Origin of the sequence: Streptomyces sp. NPDC046909 (assembly GCF_040644695.1) — a bacterium.
Lineage (GTDB): Bacteria > Actinomycetota > Actinomycetes > Streptomycetales > Streptomycetaceae > Streptomyces.
On sequence record NZ_JBEYXC010000007.1, the window covers coordinates 210,555 to 227,243 of the forward strand.

Here is a 16,689-nt window from a genome sequence, read left to right on the forward strand (position 1 = left end):
CGGTCGAGGTGACCGGGCCGCCTTTTGATGTTCCGTCAGCGCTGCGAGAGCTCCAACTCCAGCAGCCACTCCACGACTTCGGTGTGGTGCCGCGCCTGACGCGGATCGGCGCCCCACACATACAGCCCGTGCCCCGCGACCACCACCGCCGGCATCCGCGGATTCCGCGCCGCCTCCAGTCGGTCCCCGAGCACCTTCATGTCCTGGCTGTTGGCGATGACGGGCAGCGTCACCTCGACGTCGTGCGCGGGCTGCCCGACGCCCTTGAGCATCTCCACGTCCTTGAAGACGATCCCGCCCGGCTCCCGCCGCCCCATCGCCACAGAGGCGACCGTGTGCACATGCACCACGGCCCCCGCCCCGGTCAGCGCGGCGACCCGCGCGTGCAGCTCGGCCTCAGCGGACGGCTTGCCGCCCTGGACGGCGGCGCCCTGCGCATCCACCAACACCACATCGGCAGGCGTCAGTTCACCCTTGTCGTGCCCGCTCGCGGTCACCGCCAGCCGCAGCGGGTCCCGGGTGAGGACGACGGACAGGTTGCCGGAGGTGCCCCGCATCCAGCCGAAGCCGGCGAAGCGGGCGGACTCGGCGGCGAGGACCGCCCCCGCCTCCTCCAGGTCCAGTTCGGTGATCTCGGCGGTCATACGGTGCTCCCGGTGGTGCTGATGGTGATCTCGTCGAACGCCCCCGCCTCGGCATGGCCGCCGACGCCCTGTTCGTAGTACGGCTCCCCGGGCCGCCGGATCCCGACGGCCCGCCAGCCGGCGGCGACGGCCGCGTCCAGCTCGCCGGGCCGGTCGGAGAGGAAGAGGAGCCGTGACGGCTCGACGCCGGTCGCCTCCGCGATACGGCGGTACGACTCCGGCTCCTGCTTGGGCCCCGCGTTCTCGGTGTCGTACAGACCCGAGACGAGCGAAGTGAGGTCGCCCGCCGGGCTGTTGGTGAACCACGCCCGCTGCGCGGCCACCGACCCGGACGAGTAGACGTACAGCCGGGTGCCCGCCGCGTGCCAGGCCCGCAGCTCCGGTACGACGTCGTCGTAGAAGTGCGAGACGAGGTCGCCGCGCGCGAAGCCCTCGGACCAGATGATGCCCTGGAGGGTCTTGAGCGGGGTGGCCTTGCGGTCCTCGTCGAGCCAGGCGTTCAGGGCCTTCTCGACGGCGGCCGCGTCCGCGTCGGGGTCACCGAGCTCCTCACGAACCTGGGCGACCGCGCGGGCCACGTCCGGATCGTCGCCCCGCTCGGCGAGCAGCGCGCCGAAACGCGAGCGCGAGTACGGGTACAGGACGTCGACGACGAAGCCCGTGGCGCTCGTGGTGCCCTCGATGTCGAGCACCACGGCGTCCACGTCGTACCGCAAGTACTGCAAGGTCATGCGGAGGCCCTGTCCGCCTCGTAGCCCGCCGCGATCGTGTCGTAGTCCGGGAAGCGGGAGGCGATCGTCGAGCCGGTGAAGTTGCCGATCCAGCCGTCCTCCTCGTGGAAGAAGCGGATCGCGGTGAACGACGGGCTGATGCCCATGTCGAACCAGTGCGTGGTGCCGCGCGGCACGCCCAGCAGGTCGCCCTTCTCGCAGAAGACCGCGTGGACCTCGCCGTTGACGTGGAGGTAGAAGATGCCGGAGCCCGAGACGAAGAAGCGGACCTCGTCATCGTCGTCGTGCGTGTGCTCCTGGAGGAACTTCGCGCGCGCGGCGGCGGCCTTCGCCGGGAACTCCGGGTCGTCGCTGGGGTGCAGGCCGAGGACGTCGACGGTGGTGAAGCCCTCCTCGGCGTTCAGCTTGTCGATCTCCGGGCCGTACGCGGCGAACACGGTGTCACTGTCGGCGTCGAACGGGACGTCCTCACGGATCGGCCACTGCTCGTAGCGCACGCCCAGCGGCTTGAGCGCCTCGGCGATCTCGGCGGGGTCCGAGGTGCGGCGGACCAGCGTCTCGGGGCCGGACTCGGACCAGGTCGTCAGCAGGGTCATGGGAGCAACTCCAGGCGTCTGGAAGGGATGTCCGGATACCGAGACAAGCACCGGACGGGCGGGGGAGGAAGAGGGGCGACGGCGGGAACGGAGGCGAACAGCGGTCAGCCGCGACACAGCGCGCCGGGACAGCGGCGCATGCAGGGCATACACATCGCTTTCGCGCCAGGTGTCGTCATCGGGGCCTCACTGAGCCGGGTCGGGTGCCGGTTCTCCGATGCTAACTCCTGCCGCCACCTGCACTGCGTGTGACGTAGTCGTTGTCTCACTTTCTGAGAAACCGCTTCCCATACTTTGACGTATGGCTGAAATCGTTCTCATCATCTGCGTATGAAGACGCTGCTGCTCGTCCGGCGGCTGTACGTGGACCTGCTCCGGTCGACCACGGCCAGCTGTCGCTGACCCCTCCCGGAGCCCTGGCCCGCCCCCCTCTGCGCGGGGGCGCATCACGCAACCCCTGCTCCGGGTCGAGCGCCCCTTTTCGCCACCCCCTTGTACCTGGAGCCCCTCATGTCCCGCATTCGTCTGCCCCTCGCCGCGCTCTCACTGGCCTCCGTCTCCGCGCTCCTCCTCGCCGGCTGCTCGCAGTCCACGGACGCCTCGAAGGACACCGGCAGCGCCGCCGCCTCCGCGTCCGCCGCCACCGGCAAGAAGCCCGCCCCCTTCAGTGACGGCGCGGTCAAGGTCGCCCTGGTCCGCCAGAGCGGCGCCGGCGACTACTTCGAGCAGTGGGGCAACGGCGCCAAGGCCCAGGCCAAGGCCCTCGGCATCGACCTGACGGTCTACGACGCCCAGGCCGACAACGCCAAGCAGGCCACCGACCTCTCCTCGGCCATCAACTCCGGCGCGAAGGCGATCATCGTCGACCACGGCTTCCCGGCGACCATCCAGCCGGAGATCGACAAGGCCGTGAAGAAGGGCATCAAGGTCGTCGTCTACGACGTCGAGACCGCCACCAAGGGCGTCGTCTCCACCAAGCAGGACGACGCCAGCATGGCCCAGGCCGTCCTCGACGTGATGGCCAAGGAGGTCGGCAAGGACGCCAAGGTCGGCTACGTCAACGTCGCCGGCTACGCGGCCCTCGACAAGCGGAACACGGTGTGGACGAAGGAGGTCGCCGAGCAGGGCTGGAAGCAGGAGTTCAAGGTCGGCAAGGTCACCGACTCCACGGCCACCGACAACGTTCCCCTGGTCTCCGCCGCGCTCACCCAGCACTCCGACGTCGTCGGCGTCTTCGCCCCCTATGACGAGCTCGCCAAGGGCACCGTCCTCGCCGTCCAGAACAAGAAGCTCCAGGACAAGGTGAAGGTCTTCGGCGCGGACGTCTCCAACGCCGACATCCAGCAGATGACCGCCGCCGACAGCCCGTGGGTCGCCACGGCGGGCACCGACCCGTCCGCGGTGGGCGCGGCCGTCGTCCGCACCACCGCCCTGGAGCTGGCCGGCCAGCTGAACAAGACCTCCGTGGAGTTCCCGGCCGTCGCCATCACGCAGGACTTCCTGCGCGAGAAGAAGATCGAGAACATGGACCAGCTGCGCGAGGCGCTGCCCGCGCTGAACCTCTCCCAGGTCTCGACCGCGGACTGGATCTCGAATGTCGCCCACTGAGACGACCGCGCCGGGTGTCACCCCGGCCGTCAGCCTCACCGACGTCAGCATGGCCTTCGGAGGCAAGACCGTCCTTGCCTCCGTCTCGCTGGACATCGCACCGGGCAGCGTCGTCGCGCTGCTCGGCGCGAACGGCGCCGGCAAGTCCACGCTGATCAAGATCCTGTCGGGTGTGCACACCGACCACGGCGGTCAGGTGCGGGTCGCCGGGGAACCCGCGGCCCTCCAGTCGCCGCTGGCCGCCCGGCAGTTGGGCATCCAGACCGTGCACCAGCGCATCGGCGAGGGCGTGGTGCCCGGCCTCACGGTCGCCGAGAACCTGGTGTTCGAGGAACTCGCGCAGCGCCGCGGCAACCCGTTCCTCAACGGCGGCAAGCTGCTGGCCAGGGCCCGGGAGATCCAGGCGGGCCTCGGCCTGGACTGGAGCGACGGCCTCCTCAAGCGGGACGTGAGCGAACTCGGCATCTCCGACCGCCAGTTGCTCATCCTCGCCCGCGCCCTCGCCACCCGCCCCCGCCTCCTCATCCTCGACGAGCCGACCTCCGCGCTGTCCGCCGCCGAGGCGGAACGCCTGTTCGCGCTCGTCGAGAGGATGCGCGACGACGGCATCGCCGTGCTCTACGTCTCCCACCGCCTCGGCGAGATCGACGCCCTGGCCGACCGCCTGGTCGTCCTGCGGGACGGCCGTCTCACCGACGACCAGGCCAAGCCCTTCGACTGGGACACGGCCCTGCGCGCGATGCTCGCCCAGGCCCAGGAGGCGACCACGGCCCGCCCGGTCCAGGAAGGCGCCTCCGGCGAAGTCGCGCTGTCCCTCCGGGGCGTACGCCTCTTCGAGGGCCGCACCCCCCTGGACCTGGACGTACGCGCCGGTGAAGTCACCGGCGTCGTCGGCCTGTTGGGCGCCGGCAAGACCGAACTGGCCCGCGGCCTGTTCGGCGCCGAACCCTTCACGGCGGGCTCCGTCGAACTCGACGGCAGGACCTACGCGCCCCGCCGCCCCTCCGACGCCATCCGCGCCGGCGTCCACCTGGTCCCCGAGGACCGGCACGCCGACGCCCTGGTGCCCGGCTGGTCACTCGCCCAGAACATCTCCCTGCCGTTCCTGAAGTCCCTGTCCCGGGCAGGTCTCGTGCAGCGCGGCAAGGAGGACGCCCTCGGCCGCGACACCATCGAGGCCCTCGGCGTCGTCGCCCGCGACGAGCACAGCACCGTCGAGGAACTCTCCGGCGGCAACCAGCAGAAGGTCGTCGTCGGCCGCTGGCTCGCCGAGACCCCCCGCGTCCTCATCCTGGACGAGCCGTTCCGAGGCGTGGACATCGGCGCCCGCCGGGACATCGGCCGCCGCGCCCGGTCCCTGGCCGCCGAGGGCGCCGCCGTGCTCGTCCTGTCCGCCGACGTCGACGAGATCCTGGAGATCGCCGACCGGGTCGTCGTCCTCGCCGCCGGTGAGATCCACCTCGACGCGTACGGCGAGGACGCGGAGCGCGACCGCGTCATCCAGACCATCTCGGCGTCCGTCTGACCTGGCCGCCCGCCGCCCGCCGCCCGCCGAAGCCGAAGCTGAAGCCGAAGCCGAAGAAAGCATCCGCCATGACCACTCAGCAGAGCACCGAGGTCCCCACGAAGGCGGCGATCCCGCCCGGCACCTCCACCGGCGCGCGCGTCCAGAACGCCGTCATCAAGTACGGCTTCATGTTCGTCACGGTCGCGCTCTTCCTCTACTTCGCGCTGAGCGAGGGCTCCTTCCGCGAGTCGGCGACCCTCCTCGACACCCTCCGGTACGTCTCCGTCGCCGCGATCCTCGGCCTCGGCGTCACCCTGACCATGGCCGTCGGCGGAATGGACATGTCCGTCGGCGCGGTGGCGGGGCTCGGCGTCTCGGTCGCCGCCCAGACGATGGTCGTCTACAACCAGATCGGCACGGTCGCGATCATCGCGGTCATCGCGGCGGGCGCGGTGGCCGGCCTGCTGAACGCCCTGCTGATCGTGGTCCTGAAGATCCCCGACATGCTGGCCACGCTCGGCACGATGTTCGTCATCCAGGGCACCAAACTCATCCTGGTGGACGGCCAGTCGATCACCCCGGGCATGACCCTCGACGACGGCTCCACGGCACCCGGCAAGTTCACGGACGGCTTCCTGAAGATCGACCGCGGCACGGTCCTCGGCATCCCCGTCTCGGTCCTGATCTTCGGCGGCCTCACGATCGCCGCCTGGGTCTTCCTGGCCCGCACCCGCTGGGGCCGCGTCCTGTACGCCATCGGCGCCAACCCCGAGGCCTCCCGCCTGGCGGGCATCCGCGTGGGCGCGTACCGCTCCCTCGCCTACGTCATCTCCGGCGTCCTCGCCTCCATCGGCGGCCTGATCCTGGCGTCCCGCATCGGCCAGGGCGATGTGTCCGCCGGAACCTCGCAGCTCCTGGAGGCGGTGGCGGTCGCCCTGGTCGGCACCTCGGTCCTGGGCCGCGGCCGCCCGAACGTGTGGGGCACGGCCCTCGGCGCGGTCCTCATCGGCATCATCACCACCGGCCTGACCATCAAGGGCCTGCCGTACTACACGCAGGACGTCGTCGAGGGCGCGGTCCTCATCCTCGCCCTGGTCTTCAGCTTCACCCTGTCCAAGCGCCGCACCGCATAAGGGAGTTCACCGACCATGGGCTACCGCATCCTGGAGACCGACGACATCCCGGCGTACCTGCGCGAGCAGGGCCACTGGGAGGACCTGGACGACATCACCGTCCGCGAGGTCTCCGACGGCAACGTCAACCGCGTCTTCCTCGCCTCGAACGCGGCCGGCACCCGCAGCCTCGCCCTCAAGCAGGCCCTGCCCTGGGTCCGCGTCGCCGGCCCCTCCTGGCCGCTCAGCCCGGACCGCGCCGACGCCGAGGCCCGCGCCTACGAGCAACTCGCCAAGGTCGCCCCGGACGAGATTCCCGGCATCCACGGCTACGACCCCGAGAACTACGCCCTGGTCATGGAGGACCTCTCCGACCTGGAGGTCCTGCGCACCCTCCTCAACGAGGGCGCCTCCTACGGCCCCGAGACCTCCCCGCAGATCGGCCGCCTCGTCGCCCGCCTCTCCTTCGCCACGAGCGACTTCGGCATGCCGTCGGCCGAACGCAAGTCCCTGATCGCGGTCTCGGTCAACCCGGAACTCTGCAAGATCACCGAGGACGTGGTCCTGTCCGAGCCGTACATCGAGCACGAACACAACCACTGGCACGAGGGCGTGGCCGACCTGGCGGCGGAGTTCCGGGCCGACACGAGGCTCCGCACGGAGGTGGCCGACCTCAGGCACGTCTTCATGACCAGCGCCCAGGCGCTGCTCCACGGCGACCTCCACACCGGCAGCATCATGGTCGGCGAACGCGAAGGCATCCACGTGGTCCGCGTGTTCGACCCCGAGTTCTCCTTCGTGGGCCCGATCGGCTTCGACCTCGGCCTCTACTGGGCCAACGCACTCGTCTCCGAGGAACGAGCCCGCGCCCTGGGCCGCTTGACCGACCATGCGGACCAACTCCGCCTGTCCTGGGAGGCGTTCGAGACGGAGTTCCGGAGGCTCTGGCCGACGAGGGTGGACACGTTCTTCGACGACGCGTACCTGGACCGCTTCCTGGCAAAGGTCTGGACGGAATCCCTGGGCTTCGCCGGCACGGAGATCATCCGCAGGATCATCGGCTTCGCCCACTTGACGGATCTGACGACCCTGGAGAACCCGGTGGAGGCATCACGCCGGGCCCTGCGAATCGGCCGCGAACTGATCGTGCGGCGGAGGGATTTGAAGAACCCGAACGATGTAAGGGCAGTGGTTGAGGCGCCCCGTTAGGGGCGCGGGGAACTGCGCGACCAGCCCCCACGCCCCGTCAGACGAAACTCAACCCGCTTACTTCTTGTCGAGCAGATCCTGCACCTTGCCGCGGACCTCGTCCGTCGCAAGGCCCCGAATCGTCAGCGTCGTACGCCGCCGCAGCACGTCATCCGGCGTCTCCGCCCACTCGTTGTCCCGGGCGTACACGACCTGCGCCCAGATCTCCGGCGCGTCCGGATGCACCCGCTGACCCAACTCCGGGTTCTCGTTGGCGAGTCGAGCGATGTCGAAGGCCAGCGAACCGTAGTGCGTGGCAAGGTGCTTCGCCGTGTCGGCCGCCATCCGCGGACCCGGCGCCGGGTTGTCCACCAGCAACCGGTGCGCGACGGCACGCGGGTTGGCGACCCCCGGCAGCGGCAGCTTCTTCGGCAGCGAGGAGATCGGCTCGTAGTCGTCACCCAGCGGAGCGCCCGGCAGCGCCTCCAGCTTCTGCATGACCGTACGGCCGATGTGCCGGAAGGTCGTCCACTTGCCGCCCGCGACGGACAGCATGCCGCCCTTGCCCTCGGTGACGACGGTCTCGCGCTTGGCCTTGGCGGTGTCGCCGGGGCCGCCCGGCAGCACGCGCAGACCCGCGAAGGCGTACGTGATGAGGTCACGGTCGAGCTGCTGGTCCCGGATGGAGAACGCGGCCTCGTCGAGGATCTGGGCGGTGTCCTTCTCGGTGACCGAGACATCCGCCGGGTCGCCCTCGAACTCCTCGTCCGTGGTGCCCAGCAGCAGCATGTCCTCCCACGGCAGCGCGAAGGTGATCCGGTACTTGTCGATCGGGGTGGCCAGCGCGGCCTTCCACGGCGCGGTCCGCTTCAGGACCAGGTGCGCGCCCTTGGAGAGGCGGATGGACGGAGCCGCGTTCGGGTCCTCCATCTTGCGCAGGTGGTCGACCCACGGGCCGGTCGCGTTCAGCACCAGCCGGGCGTTGACGCCGAACTCGTCGCCGGACTGGCGGTCGCGCAGGTCGGCGCCCGTGACCCGGCCCTTGGTGAACCGGAGTCCGGTCACCTCGGCGTGGTTCAGGACCACCGCGCCCGCCTCGACGGCCGCGCGGACCGTCATCAGCGCCATGCGCGCGTCGTTCATCTGGTCGTCGCCGTAGACCGCGACGGCCTTGAGGTTGTCGGTGCGCAGCTCGGGCACGTCCTGCGCCGCCTTGGCGGGGGAGAGGAGGTGGCCGACGCCGTCACCGAACGCGGACAGTGCGGAGTAGGCGAAGACGCCCGCCCCGAGCTTCGCGGCGCCGTGCGGCCCGCCCTTGTACACGGGGAGGTAGAACGTGAGCGGGTTCGCCAGGTGGGGGGCCACCTGGCGGGAGACCGCACGGCGCTCGAAGTGGTTCTCCGCCACCAGCTTCACCGCGCCGGTCTGCAGGTAGCGCAGGCCGCCGTGGAGCAGCTTGGAGGAGGCGGAAGAGGTGGCACCGGCGAAGTCGCCGGCGTCGACCAGGGCCACCCGCAGACCGGACTGCGCGGCGTGCCAGGCGGTGGAGATGCCCAGGATGCCGCCGCCGATCACGAGAAGGTCGTACGACGCCTTGGAGAGCTGCTCCCGGGTCTCGGCGCGGCTCGGGTTGGAGCCGGAGGCCGGGCGCGTACCGAGGGCAGGCACGGACTGCAGGGTGGACTGACTGGTCATTTCGGGTTCTTACTCCTCATCAGAGCGCTGTGGGCCTTCGAGTGGCCCGGCTCAGCTCTCGTCGTCGTCCTCAAGCCAGCCCATGGTCCGCTCGACGGCCTTGAGCCAGCTCTTGTACTCACGGTCGCGGGCGTCCGCGTCCATGCGGGGGGTCCACTCGGCGGCCCGGCGCCAGTTGGCACGCAGGTCGTCGGTGCTGGTCCAGAAGCCGACGGCGAGACCGGCGGCGTAGGCGGCGCCGAGGCAGGTGGTCTCGGCGACCATCGGACGGACCACGGGGGCGTCCAGGAAGTCCGAGAGGGTCTGCATCAGCAGGTTGTTGGAGGTCATGCCGCCGTCGACCTTGAGGGCCGCGAGCTCGACGCCCGAGTCCTTGGTCATGGCGTCCGTGATCTCACGGGTCTGCCAGGCGGTGGCCTCCAGGACGGCACGCGCGAGGTGCGCCTTGGTGACGTACCGGGTCAGACCGGCGATCACACCGCGGGCGTCGGAGCGCCAGTACGGGGCGAACAGACCGGAGAAGGCCGGCACGAAGTACGCGCCGCCGTTGTCCTCGACGGAGAGCGCGAGCGTCTCGATCTCGGCGGCGGTGGAGATGAGGCCCATCTGGTCGCGCATCCACTGCACCAGCGAACCGGTGACGGCGATCGAGCCCTCGAGGGCGTAGACCGGCTTGTCGTCGCCGATCCGGTAGCCGACGGTGGTCAGCAGACCGGAGTACGAGTTGATGATCTTCTCGCCGGTGTTCATCAGCATGAACGTGCCGGTGCCGTACGTCGACTTGGCCTCGCCCTCGGCGAAACAGGTCTGGCCGAACAGGGCCGCCTGCTGGTCACCGAGCGCGGAGGCGACCGGGATGCCGCCGAGCAGGTCGCCCAGCTTGCCGCCGGTGACCTCGCCGTAGACCTCGGCGGAGGAGCGGATCTCCGGGAGCATCGACAGCGGCACACCGATGGACTCGGCGATCTTCTCGTCCCACTCCAGCGTGTGGAGGTTCATCAGCATGGTGCGGGAGGCGTTGGTGACGTCGGTGTAGTGCTTGCCGCCGTTGACACCGCCGGTCAGGTTCCAGATGACCCAGGTGTCCATGGTGCCGAAGAGGATGTCGCCGGCCTCGGCGCGCTCGCGCAGGCCCTCGACGTTGTCAAGGAGCCAGCGGGCCTTGGGGCCCGCGAAGTAGCTCGCCAGCGGCAGACCCGTCTCACGGCGGAAACGGTCCTGTCCGACATTGCGGCCGAGCTCCTTGCAGAGGGCGTCGGTGCGGGTGTCCTGCCAGACGATGGCGTTGTGGACGGGCTCACCGGTGTTCTTGTCCCACAGCAGCGTGGTCTCACGCTGGTTGGTGATGCCGATGGCCTTGATGTCGTCCCGGGTGATGCCGGCCTTCTGGATGGCTCCGGCGACGACTTCCTGGACGTTGGTCCAGATCTCGTTGGCGTTGTGCTCGACCCAGCCCGGCTTCGGGAAGATCTGCTCGTGCTCCTTCTGGTCGACGGAGACGATACGTCCGTCGCGGTCGAAGACGATGCAGCGGCTGGAGGTGGTGCCCTGGTCGATGGCGGCAATGAACGGGCCATGCCCGTGGGATGCGATGCCGGCGGTGTGCGCGTCGGTCACTGTGTGCTCCTGGGGTTCCGTGAGTAAGAGGGACTGTCTACGACTGCTTGTGCGAACCGCTGGTTCTAAGCGAAAGCGACGTTGTAGATACCCGCAGCGATCGCGCCGCCGATCAGCGGACCGGCGACCGGGATCCAGGCGTAGCTCCAGTCCGAGCCGCCCTTGTTGGGCAGCGGCAGGAGGGCGTGCACGATACGCGGACCGAGGTCACGGGCCGGGTTGATCGCGTAGCCGGTCGGGCCGCCGAGGGACAGACCGATCGAGACGACGACCAGCGAGGTGATCAGGGCGCCCAGGGTGCCCAGGCCGTTGCCGCCGTCGTTGAGGCCCTGCGTGAGGACCGCGAGCACCAGCACGACGGTGCCGATGATCTCCGTGGCCAGGTTCTGCACGACGTTCCGGATCTCCGGACCGGTGGAGAAGATGCCCAGGACCGGCCCCGCGCCCTTCTCCTGCGCCTCGACGGCCTTGACCTTGGTGGCCTGCGCGCCCGGACCGCCGACGATCTCCTTGTCGGTGAGGTGCGCGTGGAACTGGCCGTAGTAGGCGACCCAGACCAGGGCCGCGCCGATCATGGCGCCGAGCAGCTGTCCGCCCCAGTAGGTCGGGACCTGGCTCCACTCGATGCCGTTGTCCTTGAGCGCGAGCGCCAGGGTGACGGCGGGGTTCAGGTGCGCGCCGGAGAGCGGCGCGGAGGTGTAGACGGCCGTGAGAACGGCGAAACCCCACCCGAAGGTGATGGCGAGCCAGCCGGCGTTACGGGCCTTGGAGGCCTTCAGCGTGACAGCGGCGCAGACGCCGCCGCCGAGCAGGATGAGTATGGCGGTACCGATGGTCTCGCCGATGAAGATGTCGGAGCTGGACACCCGCGACTCCTTTGTCCTTCGTCCAGGGGAAGCAGAACCCCGGGTCCCTCCGGTGGTTCGCGTGCCCTCGGGGGTGAGGGCGATGCCGGCCTCTGGCGTTGTCACACTCTAGCGCGTATTGCCGGTAGGTGTTCGACAATGCCGACCGATGGACGGGAGTCTCACCCCCGCGTTACATGTGCGTCAAGAGTCCTGTTATCGAAAACACGATCGTTATTGATTGCTGTGAGCTATCGATCTTCATGCGGGACCCCTGTGGCGCATCGCCCGATATGTCCACTTCAGGGTATGGCGAAGACCGGAACCTCCGAAAGGAGGTCCCGGTGTGCTCTTACCGATTCCTAGAAGCGCCCGGCGCCCAGGTCGCGCGAGACCGCGCGGGCGCAGTCCCGCACCGCCGCGATCAGCTCGGGACGCAGCGCCCCCTCTTCGTCGGACCGGCACAGCCGCTCCACGGCCCCCGTGATGCCGACCGCGCCCACCGGCATCCGCCGCCGGTCGTGGATGGGCGCGGCCACTCCGGCCACGCCCTCCCAGGTCTCCTCCACGTCCGCCGAATAGCCCCGCGCGCGTGTGATGTCGAGGATGTTCTCGAAGGCGTCCAGCTCGCACACCGTGCGATCGGTGAACGCCTTGCGGTCCGCCTCGATCGCCTCACTGTGTGCCACCGGGTCGTACGCCGACAGCACCTTCCCCAGCGCCGTGGAGTGCAACGGCTGCATGGCCCCGATCTCCAGCACCTGCCGGCTGTCGTCGGGCCGGAAGACGTGGTGCACGATCAGCACGCCCTGCTGGTGCAGGACGCCCAGATAGACGCTCTCCCCGCTGGAGCGGGCCAGGTCGTCGGTCCACACGAGGGCACGCGCGCGCAGCTCGTGCACATCGAGATAGGTGGTGCCCAGGCGCAGCAGCTCGGCCCCGAGCTGATACCGCCCGGAAGCCTCGTCCTGCTCCACGAACCCCTCCAGCTGGAGGGTGCGCAGGATGCCGTGCGCGGTGCCCTTGGCGAGGCCCAGGGCCGAGGCGATGTCCGAGAGGCCGAGCCGCCGCTCGCCGCCCGCGAGGAGCCGCAGCATCGCGGCCGCCCGTTCGAGCGACTGGATGTTCCGTGCCATCGCCGTTCCGCCTCCGTCCCCTTCGACCGCCGAGTGTTACGGCGCCGCTGCCGCTGTTCGGCAATGTCGAACACTACTAGTCCATGCCGACGGACCGCCAATGGTCGTACGACACGTTCACGCCACTCGCCGCGCAGTATCGCGTCACTCGTATCCCGTTGGTGACCAGCCCGTCATCCTCGTCCGCCCCGTGGACGTATCGACAGCCCGGGGCCGGTCCCGGCTACCCTGGCCGCGTGCGTCCGCTGTGGGAAGTACCACGGCAGGACGCAAAGCCGACAGCCGTCGCACCCACAGGGAGCCCTTTCATGGCCTCGTTGCCACCGACCCCTTCCGCCGACAGCCGGACCCGCGCGTCCGCGCTCCGCGAGGCGCTCGCCACCCGAGTGGTGGTCGCCGACGGAGCGATGGGCACCATGCTCCAGGCGCAGGAGCCCACCCTGGAGGACTTCCAGCAGCTGGAGGGCTGCAACGAGGTCCTCAACGTGACACGCCCGGACATCGTCCGTTCGGTGCACTCCGCGTACTTCGACGCGGGCGTCGACTGCGTCGAGACCAACACCTTCGGCGCCAACCTCACCGCGCTCGGCGAGTACGACATCCCCGAACGCGTCCACGAGCTGTCCGAGGCCGGCGCCCGCATCGCCCGCGAGACGGCCGACGAGTACGCCGCCCGCGACGGCCGGCAGCGCTGGGTCCTCGGCTCGGTCGGCCCCGGCACCAAGCTGCCCACCCTCGGCCACACCACCTTCGGCGCCATCCGCGACGCCTACCAGCGGAACGCCGAGGGCCTGCTCGCCGGCGGCGCCGACGCCCTGCTGGTGGAGACCACCCAGGACCTCCTCCAGACCAAGGCCTCCGTCATCGCGGCCCGCCGCGCCATGGAGACCGCCGGATACGACGTCCCCCTGATCGTCTCCGTCACGGTGGAGACCACCGGCACCATGCTCCTCGGCTCCGAGATCGGCGCCGCGCTCACCGCGCTGGAGCCCCTCGGCATCGACATGATCGGCCTGAACTGCGCCACCGGGCCCGCCGAGATGAGCGAGCACCTGCGCTACCTGGCCCGCCAGTCCCGCATCCAGCTGTCCTGCATGCCGAACGCGGGCCTGCCGGTGCTCACCAAGGACGGCGCCCACTACCCCCTGACCGCCCCCGAGCTGGCCGACGCGCAGGAGAACTTCGTCCGCGACTACGGCCTGTCCCTCGTCGGCGGCTGCTGCGGCACCACCCCCGAGCATCTGCGCCAGGTCGTCGAGCGCGTCCGCGGCATCGCCCCCACCGAGCGCCACCCGCGCCCCGAACCGGGCGCCGCCTCGCTCTACCAGACCGTCCCGTTCCGCCAGGACACCTCGTACCTGGCGATCGGCGAGCGCACCAACGCCAACGGCTCCAAGAAGTTCCGCGAGGCCATGCTGGAGGCCCGCTGGGACGACTGCGTCGAGATGGCCCGCGACCAGATCCGCGAGGGCGCGCACATGCTCGACCTGTGCGTGGACTACGTCGGCCGCGACGGCGTCGCCGACATGGAGGAACTCGCCGGGCGCTTCGCCACCGCCTCCACCCTGCCGATCGTCCTGGACTCCACCGAGGTCGACGTCATCAAGGCCGGCCTGGAGAAGCTCGGCGGCCGCGCGGTCATCAACTCCGTCAACTACGAGGACGGCGACGGCCCCGAGTCCCGCTTCGCGAAGGTCACGAAGCTCGCCCAGGAGCACGGCGCCGCGCTCATCGCGCTGACCATCGACGAGGAAGGCCAGGCCCGCACCCCGGAGAAGAAGGTCGAGATCGCCGAACGGCTCATCGACGACCTCACCGGCAACTGGGGCATCCACGAGTCGGACATCCTCATCGACACCCTGACCTTCACCATCTGTACCGGTCAGGAGGAGTCCCGCAAGGACGGCATCGCCACCATCGAGGCGATTCGCGAACTCAAGCGCCGCCACCCGGACGTCCAGACCACGCTGGGCCTGTCCAACATCTCCTTCGGCCTCAACCCGGCCGCCCGCGTCCTGCTCAACTCGGTCTTCCTCGACGAGTGCGTCAAGGCGGGTCTGGACTCGGCGATCGTCCACGCGTCGAAGATCCTGCCGATCGCCCGCTTCACCGAGGAAGAGGTCCAGACGGCCCTCGACCTCATCCACGACCGTCGCGCGGAGGGCTACGACCCCCTCCAGAAGCTGATGGCCCTGTTCGAGGGCGCCACCACCAAGTCCCTCAAGGCGGGCCGGGCCGAGGAACTGGCCGCCCTGCCGCTGGAGGAGCGCCTCAAGCGACGCATCATCGACGGCGAGAAGAACGGTTTGGAGGCCGACCTCGACGAGGCCCTTCAGACGCGCCCCGCCCTCGACATCGTCAACGACACCCTGCTGGACGGCATGAAGGTCGTCGGCGAACTCTTCGGCTCCGGCCAGATGCAGCTGCCGTTCGTCCTCCAGTCCGCCGAGGTCATGAAGACCGCCGTCGCCTACCTCGAACCGCACATGGAGAAGGTCGAGGGCGACGAGGCCGGCAAGGGCACCATCGTGCTCGCCACCGTCCGCGGCGACGTCCACGACATCGGCAAGAACCTCGTCGACATCATCCTGTCCAACAACGGCTACAACGTCGTCAACCTCGGCATCAAGCAGCCGGTCTCCGCGATCCTCGACGCCGCCGCCGAGCACAAGGCCGACGTCATCGGCATGTCCGGGCTCCTGGTCAAGTCCACGGTGATCATGAAGGAGAACCTGGAGGAGCTCAACCAGCGCGGCCTCGCCGCCGACTTCCCGGTCATCCTGGGCGGCGCCGCCCTCACGCGCGCGTACGTCGAGCAGGACCTCCACGAGATCTACGAGGGCGAAGTCCGCTACGCCCGCGACGCGTTCGAGGGACTGCGCCTCATGGACGCCCTCATCGGCGTCAAGCGCGGCGTCCCCGGAGCCAAGCTGCCCGAGCTCAAGCAGCGCCGCGTGCGGGCCACCGCGGGCGCCGCCGCCGAGGTCGAGGAGGCTCTGACATCAGCGGCTGGCGCCGCGGGCTCGGAAGGACACGTCCGCTCCGACGTCGCCGTCGACAACCCGGTGCCCACACCGCCGTTCTGGGACACCCGCGTCATCAAGGGCATCCAGCTCAAGGAGTACGCGACCTGGCTCGACGAGGGCGCCCTCTTCAAGGGCCAGTGGGGCCTCAAGCAGGCCCGCACGGGCGACGGGCCGACGTACGAGGAGCTGGTGGAGACCGAGGGCCGCCCCAGGCTGCGCGGGCTGCTGGACAAGCTCCAGACGGAGAACCTGCTCGAAGCGGCCGTCGTCTACGGCTACTTCCCCTGTGTCTCCAAGGACGACGACCTGATCATCCTCGACGACCAGGGCAACGAGCGCACCCGCTTCACCTTCCCGCGCCAGCGCCGCGGCCGCCGACTGTGTCTCGCCGACTACTTCCGCCCGGAGGAGTCGGGGGAGACCGACGTCGTCGGCCTCCAGGTCGTCACCGTCGGATCCCGCATCGGCGAGGAGACGGCCAAGCTGTTCGAGTCGAACTCCTACCGTGACTACCTCGAACTGCACGGCCTGTCCGTCCAGTTGGCCGAGGCACTCGCCGAGTACTGGCACGCGCGCGTCCGTTCGGAGCTCGGATTCGCCGGGGACGACCCCAGCGACATCGAGGACATGTTCGCCCTGAAGTACCGGGGCGCCCGCTTCTCGCTCGGCTACGGCGCCTGCCCCAACCTGGAGGACCGGGCCAAGATCGCCGACCTTCTCCAGCCGGAGCGCATCGGCGTCCACCTGTCCGAGGAGTTCCAGCTGCACCCCGAGCAGTCCACGGACGCGATCGTGATCCACCACCCGGAGGCCAAGTACTTCAACGCCCGCTGAGAGCCACTGAGGCGCAGCTCAAGGCAGCCCCTGGCGTATGAAGGGTGTGCCCCGGACCACGTCGATTAAACGAGGCGCTTCGGTCGGCACAGTCGTACACTGGTCGGTCCACCGCAGGCCGGTTCCCGTGACGGGAACCGGCCTGATCGT

General features: G+C 69.7%; 12 protein-coding genes. 5 read left to right on the forward strand and 7 right to left on the reverse strand.

Annotation, left to right across the window (positions count from 1 at the left end):
- Positions 1–35 precede the first annotated feature (35 nt).
- Genes mtnB through ABZ928_RS24565 form a run of 3 tightly spaced genes read right to left on the reverse strand, consistent with a single transcriptional unit; the run spans position 36 to position 1,971 of the window.
- Positions 36–644 (reverse strand): methylthioribulose 1-phosphate dehydratase, encoded by a 609-nt coding sequence (mtnB, locus tag ABZ928_RS24555; RefSeq protein WP_361522757.1) that lies wholly within the window; start codon positions 642–644, stop codon positions 36–38.
- The gene (gene mtnC / locus ABZ928_RS24560; protein WP_361522759.1) at positions 641–1,375 is read right to left on the reverse strand and encodes an acireductone synthase; all 735 of its coding nucleotides are present in this window, start codon (positions 1,373–1,375) and stop codon (positions 641–643) included. Before mtnC ends, mtnB begins: the two co-directional genes overlap by 4 nt.
- Positions 1,372–1,971 carry a cupin gene (locus ABZ928_RS24565; protein ID WP_361522762.1) on the reverse strand — a complete coding sequence of 200 codons (600 nt, stop codon included), beginning with the start codon at positions 1,969–1,971 and terminating at the stop codon, positions 1,372–1,374. The genes mtnC and ABZ928_RS24565 overlap by 4 nt, the downstream gene beginning before the upstream one ends.
- Before the next feature lie 510 nt (positions 1,972–2,481).
- On the opposite strand from ABZ928_RS24565, the gene ABZ928_RS24570 reads away from it, so the two are divergent.
- From ABZ928_RS24570 to mtnK, 4 genes are all read left to right on the forward strand, one after another.
- Positions 2,482–3,579, forward strand: coding sequence for a substrate-binding domain-containing protein (locus ABZ928_RS24570; RefSeq protein WP_361522765.1), 1,098 nt, complete (start codon positions 2,482–2,484; stop codon positions 3,577–3,579).
- Positions 3,566–5,104, forward strand: a complete 1,539-nt coding sequence (locus ABZ928_RS24575; RefSeq protein WP_361522768.1) for a sugar ABC transporter ATP-binding protein — start codon at positions 3,566–3,568, stop codon at positions 5,102–5,104. The genes ABZ928_RS24570 and ABZ928_RS24575 overlap by 14 nt, the downstream gene beginning before the upstream one ends.
- A 68-nt stretch (positions 5,105–5,172) precedes the next feature.
- Positions 5,173–6,219 (forward strand): ABC transporter permease, encoded by a 1,047-nt coding sequence (locus tag ABZ928_RS24580; protein WP_361522771.1) that lies wholly within the window; start codon positions 5,173–5,175, stop codon positions 6,217–6,219.
- 15 nt (positions 6,220–6,234) lie between these two features.
- Positions 6,235–7,407 carry an S-methyl-5-thioribose kinase gene (gene mtnK / locus ABZ928_RS24585; protein ID WP_361522773.1) on the forward strand — a complete coding sequence of 391 codons (1,173 nt, stop codon included), beginning with the start codon at positions 6,235–6,237 and terminating at the stop codon, positions 7,405–7,407.
- Between the two features lie 57 nt (positions 7,408–7,464).
- On the opposite strand, the gene ABZ928_RS24590 is transcribed toward mtnK, so the two are convergent.
- From ABZ928_RS24590 to ABZ928_RS24605, 4 genes are all read right to left on the reverse strand, one after another.
- Positions 7,465–9,081, reverse strand: coding sequence for a glycerol-3-phosphate dehydrogenase/oxidase (locus ABZ928_RS24590; protein ID WP_361522775.1), 1,617 nt, complete (start codon positions 9,079–9,081; stop codon positions 7,465–7,467).
- Positions 9,082–9,132: 51 nt separating this feature from the next.
- Positions 9,133–10,698 (reverse strand): glycerol kinase GlpK, encoded by a 1,566-nt coding sequence (glpK, locus tag ABZ928_RS24595; RefSeq protein ID WP_361522778.1) that lies wholly within the window; start codon positions 10,696–10,698, stop codon positions 9,133–9,135.
- Positions 10,699–10,763: 65 nt separating this feature from the next.
- Positions 10,764–11,564 (reverse strand): MIP/aquaporin family protein, encoded by an 801-nt coding sequence (locus ABZ928_RS24600; RefSeq protein WP_361522781.1) that lies wholly within the window; start codon positions 11,562–11,564, stop codon positions 10,764–10,766.
- 341 nt (positions 11,565–11,905) lie between these two features.
- A complete protein-coding gene (locus tag ABZ928_RS24605) occupies positions 11,906–12,679 on the reverse strand; it encodes an IclR family transcriptional regulator (RefSeq protein ID WP_361522784.1) in 774 nt (257 codons plus the stop codon).
- Between the two features lie 308 nt (positions 12,680–12,987).
- Here ABZ928_RS24605 and metH point away from each other — a divergent pair, with 308 nt between their 5' ends.
- The gene (gene metH / locus ABZ928_RS24610) at positions 12,988–16,539 is read left to right on the forward strand and encodes a methionine synthase (RefSeq protein WP_361522786.1); all 3,552 of its coding nucleotides are present in this window, start codon (positions 12,988–12,990) and stop codon (positions 16,537–16,539) included.
- Positions 16,540–16,689: the final 150 nt, after the last annotated feature.